The 12320-nt window shown below is 66.2% G+C and carries 8 protein-coding genes; 2 read left to right on the top strand and 6 right to left on the bottom strand.

The annotated features are described in order from the left end of the window. Positions 1 to 6 precede the first annotated feature (6 nt). From ACX80F_RS01795 to ACX80F_RS01775, 5 genes are all read right to left on the bottom strand, one after another. Positions 7 to 738, bottom strand: a complete 732-nt coding sequence (locus tag ACX80F_RS01795; protein ID WP_459334665.1) for an ABC transporter ATP-binding protein — start codon at positions 736 to 738, stop codon at positions 7 to 9. A gap of 5 nt (positions 739 to 743) precedes the next feature. Next, the gene (locus ACX80F_RS01790; RefSeq protein WP_459334944.1) at positions 744 to 1622 is read right to left on the bottom strand and encodes an ABC transporter permease; all 879 of its coding nucleotides are present in this window, start codon (positions 1620 to 1622) and stop codon (positions 744 to 746) included. 16 nt (positions 1623 to 1638) lie between these two features. Continuing rightward, positions 1639 to 3645, bottom strand: coding sequence for a glycosyltransferase (locus ACX80F_RS01785; protein WP_459334664.1), 2007 nt, complete (start codon positions 3643 to 3645; stop codon positions 1639 to 1641). Next, positions 3642 to 4829: a UDP-galactopyranose mutase gene (glf, locus tag ACX80F_RS01780; RefSeq protein WP_459334663.1), complete on the bottom strand. Its 1188-nt coding sequence runs from the start codon at positions 4827 to 4829 to the stop codon at positions 3642 to 3644. Before glf ends, ACX80F_RS01785 begins: the two co-directional genes overlap by 4 nt. Positions 4830 to 4996: 167 nt before the next feature. Then, positions 4997 to 7051, bottom strand: a complete 2055-nt coding sequence (locus tag ACX80F_RS01775) for an acyltransferase family protein (RefSeq protein ID WP_459334662.1) — start codon at positions 7049 to 7051, stop codon at positions 4997 to 4999. Between the two features lie 200 nt (positions 7052 to 7251). On the opposite strand from ACX80F_RS01775, the gene ACX80F_RS01770 reads away from it, so the two are divergent. Continuing rightward, positions 7252 to 11382, top strand: a complete 4131-nt coding sequence (locus ACX80F_RS01770; RefSeq protein WP_459334661.1) for an FtsK/SpoIIIE domain-containing protein — start codon at positions 7252 to 7254, stop codon at positions 11380 to 11382. On the opposite strand, the gene ACX80F_RS01765 is transcribed toward ACX80F_RS01770, so the two are convergent. Continuing rightward, complete coding sequence (locus ACX80F_RS01765; protein WP_459334660.1) at positions 11345 to 11767, bottom strand: hypothetical protein; 423 nt, start codon at positions 11765 to 11767, stop codon at positions 11345 to 11347. The two genes, ACX80F_RS01770 and ACX80F_RS01765, sit on opposite strands and share 38 nt — an antisense overlap. A gap of 251 nt (positions 11768 to 12018) precedes the next feature. Here ACX80F_RS01765 and ACX80F_RS01760 point away from each other — a divergent pair, with 251 nt between their 5' ends. Next, complete coding sequence (locus ACX80F_RS01760; RefSeq protein ID WP_043441485.1) at positions 12019 to 12267, top strand: WhiB family transcriptional regulator; 249 nt, start codon at positions 12019 to 12021, stop codon at positions 12265 to 12267. The last annotated feature ends 53 nt before the right edge of the window (positions 12268 to 12320 follow it).

The raw sequence follows: 12320 nt of genomic DNA, 5'->3' as shown, positions 1-12320 counted from the left end.
CTCGCCCTAATGATGACTCCTCAGTCTTGCCACGGCGTCCTCGACCGATCCGTCGAACACCACCCTCCCGTGTTCCAGAAGGATGCCTCGTCGACAGACCTTGGACACGAGGTCCAGGTCATGGCTCACGACGACGAGGGTCTTGCCCGCCGCCCCCAGTTCCTTGATCTTCTCCAGGCATTTCTTCTGGAAGGGCTCATCTCCCACAGCGAGGATCTCGTCGATGAGGAAGATTTCCGGATCGGTGTGGATGGCGACGGAAAACGCCAGCCGGAGGTACATGCCCGAGGAGTAGAACTTCACCTCGGTATCGATGAACTGCCCGATCTCGGAGAACTCGAGAATGCTCTCGAAGCGTTCGTCGATCTGGTCCTGCGTCATGCCGAGGATGGCACCGTTCAGGAACACGTTGTCGCGACCGCTCAGGTCGGGATGGAAGCCGGCGCCGACCTCGATCAGACCCGCGACCCTTCCTCGCGTCCGCACGACGCCCGAGTCGGGAAGCATGACACCCGAGATGTGCTTGAGCAGCGTGGACTTGCCGGACCCGTTGAGCCCCAGCAAGGCGACCGCCTCGCCCTGATCCACCTGAAGGGAGACAGCATCGAGGGCGTGGAACTTCTGGGACAGGTCGCCCTTCCGCCCTTTCATGATCCAGACGAAGGCCTCCTTGATGGACCGGGTGTGCCGGAGGACGAACTGCTTGGAGATCGACTGCACGTCGACTGCGATGGCCACTGGTCCTACAACTCCTGTGCGAATCGGCCCTCAAGGCGCCGGAAGGTGAATTGGCCCGCAATGATCACCACGAGGGCGATACCCAGCCCGATCGGAGTCCAGACGTCGAGCAGGTTCGGGGGGACCGCCAGGAGCGGGTCGGTGCGTGGCGCGGTTGTCGTCGGCATCCAGAAGGCGAAGTGGAACAATTCGACCGCGATGGTCAACGGATTCGTCTGGTAGATGGTGAGGAGCACCTGTCCTGTGGCAGCTCCGAAAGCGTCGATCAAGCCGTCTCGCACCATGATCCAGGAGTAGAGGACGGGCGACGCCCAAGTGGCGATCATCAAGAGCATGTCGACGAAGTTCTCGGAATCGCGGAAATAGACGTTGACTGCCCCGAAGAAGAGGCCGAGCCCCACCGCAAGGAGAGTAACGATGAGAAAGCCCGCCACGGCTGCGGCAATGTGCACGAAACCGGGCGACCACCCGCCGATGAAACAGGCTATGAGCAGCACGATCAGTTGGGGAACGAAGTGGACGGCGGAGACCCAGACCGACGCGACCGGGAACAGTTCACGCGGAAGGTAGATTTTCTTGATCAGCCCGCCATTGCCCACGATCGACCGTGCGGCGTTACCAAGTGCTTCATTGAAATAGTTGATGAGGACGATGCCTGAGAACAGGTAGATCGGGTAATTCTCGGTGTTGCGATTCATGCCGAGAAATATCCCGAGCGCAAACCAGAACACGACGAACTGTACGCCGGGTTTCACGTAGGACCATAGGAGACCGAGAACGGATCCCCGGTACCGCACCTTCAACTCCTTCGCGACCAGTAGCCGCAGAAGGTAACGCGAACGCAGCACATCCCGCAGACCACCGCCGAAGCCCGGTGTGGTCATCTCGATGCTGGTCACTTCACTGGTCTTTTGACGAGTGGGACTCAAAGGTCTTCTTCCATGATTCAAAGGAGGTGATCTCTTCCAACGCATCGCGGTACTGCTCACGCAGACTCGGCCAGCGACGGAGAATTTCCGCATTGAGGCGAGCAGCCTCGGCTAGCAGCGTGCGCATTTCCCGAGGATTACGCCGATACCAGGACGCCCCGGTTCCCTCGGCGTTGGAGACAATGGCGCTGTCGTACTGCGACATTCGCCACCACTTGTTGTCCTGGTGCGCGATGGACGCCTGCGGGCGCTTTTCGCTCGAGGACGACACGGGCATACTGAGCTGTCGGACGATCGTTTTCACCGCCCACGGCACGAGGGTCTTGTAGGACGGCGCCTTAAAGCCCTGGCCGTGCCGCGGCGGCTTGTCCATCTTCGGCGTTGGGAAGGTGTCAGGGTCTGACTCGAGCTGCGCGTCCGGATATCCCTTGGCCATTGCGCGGATCTCCGGCAACTTGGTGGCAAGGATCTCGTGCAGCTGGTCCGGACCTTTGAGCACGTCGCTCATAGCCATGACGCGCCCGCGTGCTGTGTGATACTGCATGGACACGAGGTGCTTGACGTCCGAGTAACCCGATTCCCGCACCACGCGTCCCCCACGTTCGTAGGGGCTGTGCAAGAGGGCGGCGACCATCCGATTGCGGGTGTGGAAGTAGGCTTGCCAGCCGACCATGTCGTCCTTATCGATCCACGACACGTGCCAAACCGCCGCGCCGGGCATGGATACCGTGGGATAGCCGGCCTTCTTCGCGCGAAGGCCGTACTCGGCGTCATCCCATTTGATGAAGATTGGTAGGGATAGGCCGATGTCGCGGATGACGGCGGTGGGTATGAGACACATCCACCAGCCGTTGTAGTCGACGTCGATCCGTCGGTGCAGCCATGGAGTCTGACGGAGGTTCGCGCGTGCGAAGTCGTGTCCGAGGACTTGATCTGCGACGGGCTGATCCGGCTGGAACCGGTAAGGGTTAACGATCTCACCGAAGGTATGGAGAACGGTCTGGTTGTAGAGGTCGAACATGTGGCCGCCGACGATGGTCGGCGACTTGCAGTGCGTTGCGAAGGACAGCAGGCGCGGGATGCTCTCGGGCTCCATGACGACATCGTCGTCGAGTAGGAGCGCGTAGTCGCTGCCGTTCTCGACTGCTTCGTACATGCCGCGGGCGAATCCGCCCGAACCTCCCAGATTGTCCTGGTCGATAATTCGAAGCTTGGCACCCAACTCGTCCTTCACGGCGTCGAAGCCGGGCTGTGATGCCACCTTCTGGGTACCCTGATCAACGATCAGAATTTCCTGGACGTCTTCGATCGCACCGGGATTTTCAGCCAATATGCGCAGGTTGTTGAGGCAGAAGTCTGGCTTATTGAGGGTTGTGATCTCGAGTGTGATGCTGCCGCGTCGAGGCCCTTCACCGCTTGCCAGCCAGTCGGCGTCGTGGAGGACGAGGCTCTTGTTACCGGCCACGAGATCGAACCAGTACCAGCCGCCGTCACCGAAAGGCTGGAGGGATAGATCGAAAGAACTGGTTGCAGTTCCATCCACTCTCGCGGTTTTCACGTGCTGCAGTGCCCCTCGGGCGTTCGACTTGTACACCGTCACCACACCGGAGCCCTCGGTACGGACCTGTAGACGTACCTCGCGGAGACTCGTCCACCTCCGCCAGTAACTGGCAGGGAACGCGTTGAAGTAGGTGCCGAAGGACACACGCTCACCCGGGCGAACCGAGGTGGAACGCCTAGATCTGAAGTCTTCGACGTGAAGATCCTGAGTCGAGTCGTTGGCCCCGGTCGACGAATCTACTGTCGTCCCATCCGTCGTATTCAGATGCGTGCCGAATGCGCTTCCGGTGTCTACATAGAGGCCAGCCGTGTCCATCTGGTTCTGCTGAGGTAGGACAACACGTTGCAGCGTGTGCCACTGCGGGACCTCGCCATCGACTTGATCCGCCACGGTCGTGCTCGTTGAAATCTGCGTCATGCGTCTACTCCGCCGCTCTCGAGATTCTGCCCGCCGGTGAAGTGCGGGGTGATCTTGTTGTCGAACATACTCAGTGCGGAACCGATCGCCATATGCATGTCGAGGTACTTGTAGGTTCCGAGGCGACCGCCGAACAGCACGGACTTCTCGCCTCTCGCCAGGTCCCGGTAGGCCTGCAGCTTCGCGCGGTCGTCAGAGGTGTTGATCGGGTAGTACGGTTCATCGCCCTTCTCGGCGAAGCGCGAGTACTCCCGCATGATCACCGTGGCGTCCTTGGTGTAGTCGCGCTCCGGGTGGAAATGGCGGAACTCGTGGATGCGGGTGAACGCGGAGTCCTCGTCGGGGTAGTTCATGACCGAGCATCCCTGGAAGTCCTCGACCTGCAGCACTTCCTCCTCCAGGTCGATGGTCCGCCAGGAAAGATCCCCCTCCGCAAAGTCGAAGTACCGGTCCACGGGTCCGGTGTAGATGACCGGGACCTGGCCGAGCGTCGACGAACGCGAGTACTCGTGGCCCTCGTCGAAGAAGTCGGTGTCGAGATGGACGTCGATGTTCGGGTGGTCGGCCATGCGCTCGATCCACGCCGTGTAGCCGTCGACCGGAAGCCCCTCGTACTTGTCGTTGAAGTACCGGTTGTCGTACGTGTACCGGACGGGCAGCCGCGAGATGATCTCCGCTGGCAGGTCCTTCGGGTCGGTCTGCCACTGCTTGCCCGTGTAGTGCTTGATGAACGCCTCGTACAGCGGGCGGCCGATCAACTGAATGCCCTTGTCGTTGAGGTTCTTAGGGTCCGTACCAGCGAGCTCCCCCGCCTGCTCCTGGATCAGCGCACGCGCCTCCGCGGGGCCCAGGGCCGAGCGGAAGAACTGATTGATGGTGCCGAGGTTGATCGGCATGGGATACACCTCGCCCTTGTGGCGGGTGTACACCTTGTGCACGTAGTTCGTGAACTCCGTGAAGTTGTGGACGTAGTCCCACACGCGCTCGTTGGACGTGTGGAAGAGGTGTGCCCCGTACCGGTGGACCTCGATCCCGGTGCGGGCCTCATTCTCGCTGTACGCGTTACCCCCAATGTGGTGACGTCGGTCGAGCACAGCTACCTTGAGGCCCAGCTGGGTTGCGGCCCGCTCAGCGATGGTCAGGCCGAAAAAGCCGGAGCCGACAACTACGAGATCAACATTCACTACATCTCCTGGGTGTTGGGGCAGGGGCAGAGGACTGCAATCTGCCAGTCAAGGCTACCTGACGTTGCTCTACGATCTGGCGCAGAGCCTGCCGCTCCACAAGCAGGCCGGTGCGAGTGATCCTTGCGAAAGGGTTGTCGCTTCGCCGGGGATTCCTTAGGAGACCTCTACCACCCCGCGGCTGCCTCGAACTGTCGCGAGAACTCGGGAAGCGTAGAAGAACCGTAGCTGCGTGTCATGTGGTTGTCATCAATGTAGACATAGATGTTGCCTATGATCCCCTTGCACTGATCTATCGTGCAGAACAGATCCGTGAGGTCCATGAGTCCGACGCTCGGAGCCTCCTGTCGAAGCAACGGCAGTGGCGACTCCACCTGCAGTACATCAGCGCGCGCGGCGATGCATTCTTCCGCCGTATCACCATGGGTTTCCAGGCACTCAGTGACCGCAAAACCCATCCTCGGCGTGTCGCGGATGGCGACCACCGAGACTCCGTCATGCGCGAGGATGTTTGCGGCCTCGGCCAGTCCTGGAACGACTTCATCCTGCGCAGATCCGGATTTGGCTTTCGTGCCGATGGTGAACACGACGTCGGGCTTCACCTGCTGAATCAAGTCGAGGGCCTGGTCATTGAATCTGTTGCAGACGTCCGCACGGGAAGCATCCTCCGTCCCGAAGGTGCATTCGCCGAGCAGGAGTGATGTGCCCTTGTAGTCCCTCTCGACGAGCATGGGACCGAGCGCGCTGATCCATTGCTCCGCGTGCGAGTCGCCGACGACCATCACGTGCTTGGCTCCTGGAGCGTTCGAGGCAGTGGTACTGCAGCGGTCCCTCAGCTCTGGGTAGTTGGCGGCGGGCGCCGTTCCGCTGCATCGTTCCTCGAAGTTGGTCCACTCTCGATTGAGCGCCGTCGGATCGGGAATGGGGCGACTGCCGGCAGGAATGGACCCGGTCCATCCCGGCAACATCACGGTTGCACCGGGATTGTTCACGTCGGTCTGTGCCATAAGTTGGAGGCTCTTTTGGCGGAGGTTGTCCTGCCACAGAGCCAGTGGCGCCGCGACCAGGCCGACACATACGGCCAGGACGATCACGGCGCGACGACGACGCTTGTCCGCCCAGGCCAGGGCCCGCATCGGGCGCTCAACAAAGCGCATCGTCAGATACGCCAGCACGAGCGACACCGCGATGATGATGAACCCGCCCAGGACCCCCGGGGAGGGCCTGTCACGCCAGATCAGGGCCAGCACCAGGACCGGCCAGTGCCACAGGTACAGGGCGTAGGACAGATCCCCGACCCGGACCAGGGGCTTGGCCGACAGAAAGCGGTCGGCGCCGACCGCGCTGCCGGTCTGGCCCGCGACGATCACCAACGCCGCCGCCAGTAACGGCCATAGCGCGACATACCCCGGGAACTGGCCCTGGACATCGAGGATGAAACCGCCGCTGAGCATCGCGACGACACCCACCCAACCGGCGAGGATGCGAACCGCTCGGGGCAGTCGGAGAAACGGCAGGGCCAGGGCCAGCAGGGTACCGAGGGCGAACTCCCAGAGGCGGGCACGGGTGTCGAAGTAGGCGTACGCCTGGTTCGTGTACGTCTCCCACACCGAGAACGCCAGCGAGGCGATGAACACGACCCCGAACACGAGCAGGACGGCCCCGCGCACCTTCAGCCGGAACCTGCGGGCCAGCAGCGCGCTGGCGAGGAACAGCAGAGGCCACAGGATGAACACCTGACCCTGGACCGAGAGGGACCAGAAATGCTGAAGAGGACTCGCGAGGCTGTGATCGTCAGCGTAGTAGTCGACGGCGTTCGAGGCCAGCACCCAGTTCTGCACGTAGAACAGGGACGCCCAGGACTGCTCGATGATGTCCGGCCACCGCGACTGCGGCACCAGGACGTAACTCGCGCCGAGGACACCGACGATCACCACGACGACGGCCGGCAGCAACCGCTTGAACTGATGCAGCCAGTGCCGCACGAGATCCAGGGGCTTCCCCCCCTCGATCCTCCGCAGGAAGGACAGGGACAGAAGGAAAGCGGAGATCAGCAGGAAGATGTCCACACCACCGGAGACCCGACCGAACCAGATGTGATACGACACCACCATCAACACCGCAAGCGCACGAAGCCCCTGCACCTCAGGACGGAAACCCCGATCAGAGCCGCCACCCCGACCCCGCGGGGCAACAGAACGACTCGCCTCAACGACCGCCATGAACAATTCTCACGTTAGACACGATCCGCTAGCTTACGGGGTCATTCGGCCCTCCCCAGCCATAATCCGTCCGGCGCGCCGGGCGCGGTACTGCACCGCCCACTGATGGCAGACCCGTTGTCCACAACGGACGCCACGCCGGCGCTGCCGACTGATGACACTCCTAGTCTGGGCTCTGCCACTACACCAGGAGGCCCCGGATGGATCTGCACGTCACCCTCGCGGGTGCTCCCCCGAGCGCCTTTCCACCCCGGGAGATCGTCGTCGACACCGGCACCCTCCGCACCGGCGCAGCGCTGGCGGACCGGCTCGCAGCGGACGGCTACCGGGGGCCGTTCACCGTGGACGGGCACCCACTCGCTGACCTGCGTCCCCACTCCGGCAGCTTCGTGCAGGGCGCCGTCATCGTGTGCGGCGCGGCGTCGGGTCACGCCGCCCCGGTAGCGCTCCCCCACCTCGCGTTCGTCGTCCACACGGGCCCCGACGCCGGCCAGGTCATCCCGCTCACGCGCGGCAGCTACGTCGTCGGACGCGCGGCGGCCGACATCACCATCGCGGATCCCGCCCTCTCCCGACGGCATGCGCTGCTCACGGTGACGGAGGACTCCATCCTCCTCGAGGACCTCGGGTCCGCGAACGGGACCTTCGTCGACGACGCCCGGATCACGAGGGCGGACATCACCGGCGTGGCGGAGCTGCGGGTCGGAGCGAGCAGGTGCGGTATCGAGCTGATCGACGATCCGGGCTGGACCCCCGGGGACCCGCGGGACGTCCTCGAGCCGTTGCCCGTCGATGCGGTGCTACCGGGCGCACCGTCGCGCCTCCTCGTCCTGACAGCGCTCCTGCCGCTCGTCCTCGGGGTCGTCCTCGCGCTGACCACCGGCATGTGGTTCTTCCTCGCGTTCAGTGCCCTCTCCGCCGTGACCGGACTCGTGCCGTTGATGACGTACCGCCAGAAGGCGGCCGTCTTCGCCGGCGAGGTGCGGGACGCCGCCCGTCGCGACGGCGCCAGGCGCTCGAGCGCGACGCCCGATCCGGGCCAGACGGGACTCGATGCCCTCCGCGCGCCCCTCCACCAGTCGTCGGGGGCGGCCCGTGCCGGGAAACAGGACCGGGATCTCGTCCTGCTACGCCTCGGCAGGGCCGACCAGCCGGCGCACCTCTCGGCACCCGGGGCTGCGTCCCCGTTCGAGCCACCGATGCTGGACGGTGTCCCGCTCCTGCTCCCCTGTCCGGGAGCCCCGCACCCCGGCGCGGCCTCCTGCACCGGACCCTTCACGATCAGCGGTGACAGCGGGGCCGTGCACGGCGTCCTGAGGGCACTGCTGCTCCAGGCGGCCCATCCGCGGTCCGCAGCCCCCCACCTCGTGTGCTGGGGTCCGGCGCGGGATCTCCCGCTCCACGCCCGCTTCCTGCCGAACGTGCACCTGACTCACGACCCGCACGTCCTTGCCTCGCTCGCAGCACAGGCTCCTCTCCTGCTGGTCTTCCAGCTCTCCGAGGACCTGCCCGGACTCGCCGGTGCGGCGAATGTCGTCGTCCTCCGCTTCGCCGCCGGTTCACGACCCGGCCCGTCCGGCTCCGAAGGTGCTGCGCGGTCCGACGACCCGGGGATGGTGCTCACGGCCGGAAGGGCCCGGGCCCGCCTGGGGGGCCGCGACGTCGAGGTGCTCCCGGACGGGGTCTCGGCGCGGACCTTCGAGTGGACCGCCCGGGCGATCGCCCGGGCGGCGGCACGGGCTCCGGCATCCCCGACCGACGGTCCGCGGACCCTGCTCACGCCGTCGTCGGCCCTGCCGGAGTCGGTCTCCCTCTGGTCGGAGGAGCTGATGCCCGACACGCTCGTCCCGACGGTCACCGGCCTGTGGTCGGCATCCGACGGCAGGCACGCCACCGCCCGCGTGGGCCGGTCCGTCGCCGGCCCGCTGTCGATCGACCTGGTGACGGACGGTCCGCATCTGCTGGTCGCCGGCACCACCGGGTCCGGAAAATCGGAGTTCCTGAGGACCCTGGTCCTGGGCCTCGCCCTGCATCAGCCACCCGAGCACCTCACCCTGCTCCTGATCGACTACAAGGGCGGATCCGGCCTCGGTCCGCTGGCCTCCCTCCCGCACTGCGTCGGCAGCCTGACCGACCTCTCGTCCGAATCGACCGGGCGGGCCCTGACGTCGCTCCGGGCGGAGCTTCGCCGGCGGGAACGGCTGTGCTCCGAGTACCGCGTCCGCGACCTGGACGAACTGCGCGGCACCGCACCGGCGGCCTGCCCGCCACGACTGGTGATCGTGGTCGACGAGTTCAGGATGCTGAGCGACGACGTACCGTCCGCGGTCCCCGACCTCATGAGGATCGCCGCGCTCGGCCGGTCACTCGGCGTGCACCTGGTCCTGGCCACCCAGCGGCCCCAGGGCTCCGTGACGCCGGACATGAGAGCGAACATCACCGCGTCGGTGCTCCTCAGGGTCCAGACCCCGATGGAGTCGCAGGACCTCCTCGGGACGTCGGCGGCCGCCGACCTGCCCATCGACATCCCGGGCCGCGCCTTCCTGCGCCGCGGGTCCGAGGCTCCCGTCGCCTTCCAGTCCGCATCGTCCTCGGCAGTATTCGCCGTGGACCCCGGGGCGGGCTGGCAGGACGTCGCCACCCACATCGGCGGCCCCTCCGCAGGCCCTGCCCCGGCGCCCGACGACGGGGACGATGCCCGCCAGCAGCCCTCCGACACCGTGCTCGACCAGGCGGTCGGTGCGCTGCGGTCCGCCGCCGGCGGCGAGTCCGCCCCGCGCCCCCCGGTCCTGCCGCCCCTGCCCGCCGCGCTCACCCCGACGGCGTGCACGGCCTTTCCTCCCGCCACACGCGGGCACGACACCCCGTCCACCGGTCCCGGCCGCGGCATCGCCCTCGGCGTCGCGGACTTCCCCGACCGCCAGGACCAGCGGCTCCTGCTCTGGCGGCCGCAGGAACACTCCCATCTCGCGTTCATCGGGCTCCCGGGCAGCGGGGCGACGCAGGCCCTCGCGGCGGTCGCCACCGCCGTGCCCGGCGCGGACCCCGATCTGCACCTGTACCTCCTCGACGGCGACGGCAGCCTCGACGGCGACGGCAGCCTGGCCGGCTGCTCGACGTACCCGCAGACGGGTGCCTACGTCCGCCCGGACGAGACGAAACGCGCCGGGCGCGTCCTGGAGAGACTCGTGGGTCGGTCGGGCGGTCCGCCCGGCGGTCCGGGGATCGTCCTCGTCATCACGGGGTGGGGGCGGTGGAGCAGCCAGTTCCGGCAGGGCCGCGTCTCCCGCGCGGAGGATGATCTGCACACGCTCGTGCGCGATGGGGCCTTCCGCGGTGTCACGGTCTGCATCGGCGGGGATCGGGAACTGACCGCGGCACGGTTCTTCGCCCTCCTCCCGAACCGCGTCTACCTCCCGCTGGGAGCCCAGCAGGAGACGACACTGACCTGGCCGAAGCTGCCGCCCCTGGATGCTGTTGCAGGCCGTGGCTTCGCCCAGGGCCGGATTACCGGCGCCTGGGGTGACGGCACCTGCCAGCTCGTCCAGGACGGCGCGCGCCCCGGCCACCCCCTTCCATCCCCTGCGCGGGCGCCGTTCCCGGTCCATCCTCTGCCACGCACCGTTGATGTGGCCTGCCTGCATCGTCGATCCCTGGCGACGCCACGCCAGGGGTCGGTCGACCTCCCCGTGGGTCTGTGCGGGGACGATCTCGATGCGTATGCGATCAGTCTCCGGCCCGGTGAGGTCTTCCTCGTGCTGGGCCACCCGGGGGCGGGTCGCGCCACGACGATCCGCGTGCTCAGGGATTCGGCAGCCAGGCTCCGGCCGCCTCCTGCCGTGGTTGCGCCGCCGGACGGCGCCTCGACCTCGGCGTCGATGGGCTTCTGGAGGGATCTCGCCGCGCACGCTGCCCGCCCTCCGGCAAGGGACTGCCTCCTGCTCGTCGACGACGCGGACCACCTTCCCGCCGACGTCCATCAGCTGCTCGCCGGCCTGGTCGCGCAGGGCGCCGCAGCGGTGCTCACCGCCGCACCGGGGCCGGCCCTCGCGATGCGGGTCCCCCTGGCCGGCCAGGCGCGAGGATTAGGCCGCGGTCTCGTGCTGTCCCCGAGGGCACCGGGCGACGGCGACTTCCTCGGGGTGCGCCTCGAACCGGAAGGATCCGCGATTCCTGGCCGCGGGTATGCCTGCGACACGTCGGGGGTCCTGGAGGTCCAGGTGGCGCAGCGACCGGTCCATCACGACGGGAAGGATCTCCCTGGGGCGGGAACGGGCCCTCCCGCGGCGACTCCTACAGCGTTCTTTCGGGCCCCGTCACACGGGTCGTGAAATCGACGACGGGCTTCGAGAAGAGGGTGACGATCACGGCCGCGGCCGGTATGAGGAGCAGGAAACCGATGAGGGGATTCCCCTCCGTGAAGAAGGGGAAGGCCAGGATCACCAGGAACAGCTGGACCACGAGCGACGGCGATCGCGGCCAGCGGAAGCCCGCCGCGAGTTTCCTCGCCATGGCCACCAGTCCCGCGGCGACCAGCAGGAGCAGGACGGTCATGAAGACCGATCCCCCGAGGGACACCGGATCCCCTCCGACGATCGACCGCAGGAAGCCGACCGCCAGGGCGAGGAGGGCGAGCGCCTCGAGCACCAGGACCGCGGCGATCAGAAGGACCCCGGGAGGGCGGGTTGCCCGCTGCGGAGCTGGATCGGTGGCCACCCTCGAACCCTACCCGACCCGCTGCTACGCGACCGGGGGGCCTCCGGCCGCCCATAGCAGGCATCGTTGTGACAAACCACTCACTCCTCATGCCAATCAGACCGGTCAGGCCCTTGTTTACCGAATGTTTACGTGTCAGCCTTAAAGCCAGTTGAAACCCGGGGGGCCGAAATCGGCCCCTTTACTATGAGTCCCCTCGTGAATGTTTTCACAAGCACACGATGAGCGAGGCTGAAGGAGAATGTGATCACATGGATTGGCGTAGTCGCGCGGCCTGTCTGGACAAGGACCCGGAATTGTTCTTCCCGGTCGGCAATACCGGACCGGCCCTTCTTCAGATCGAGGAAGCGAAAAGTGTTTGCCGCCGCTGCCCGGTGCAGGATACCTGCCTGCAGTGGGCCATCGAATCCGGCCAGGACGCGGGGGTATGGGGCGGACTGAGTGAGGACGAGCGTCGGGCGCTGAAGCGCCGGGCCGCGAGGGCCCGCCGCGCCTCATAAGGAGCCCGGGCCGATGCGTCGGTCCGGCGCCGACCGAGGCCTGGACCGTGCAG

Source organism: Arthrobacter sp. TMS2-4 (assembly GCF_054511075.1).
This window is presented reverse-complemented; position numbering and strand designations above follow the sequence as displayed.

What these genes read in the sequence shown, in the direction of transcription:
- ACX80F_RS01790 (WP_459334944.1), bottom strand. Translation starts at nt 1,622, where the DNA reads ATGACCACACCGGGCTTCGGCGGTGGTCTGCGGGATGTGCTGCGTTCG.
- ACX80F_RS01785 (WP_459334664.1), bottom strand. Translation starts at nt 3,645, where the DNA reads ATGACGCAGATTTCAACGAGCACGACCGTGGCGGATCAAGTCGATGGC.
- ACX80F_RS01775 (WP_459334662.1), bottom strand. Translation starts at nt 7,051, where the DNA reads ATGGCGGTCGTTGAGGCGAGTCGTTCTGTTGCCCCGCGGGGTCGGGGT.
- ACX80F_RS01770 (WP_459334661.1), top strand. Translation starts at nt 7,252, where the DNA reads ATGGATCTGCACGTCACCCTCGCGGGTGCTCCCCCGAGCGCCTTTCCA.
- ACX80F_RS01760 (WP_043441485.1), top strand. Translation starts at nt 12,019, where the DNA reads ATGGATTGGCGTAGTCGCGCGGCCTGTCTGGACAAGGACCCGGAATTG.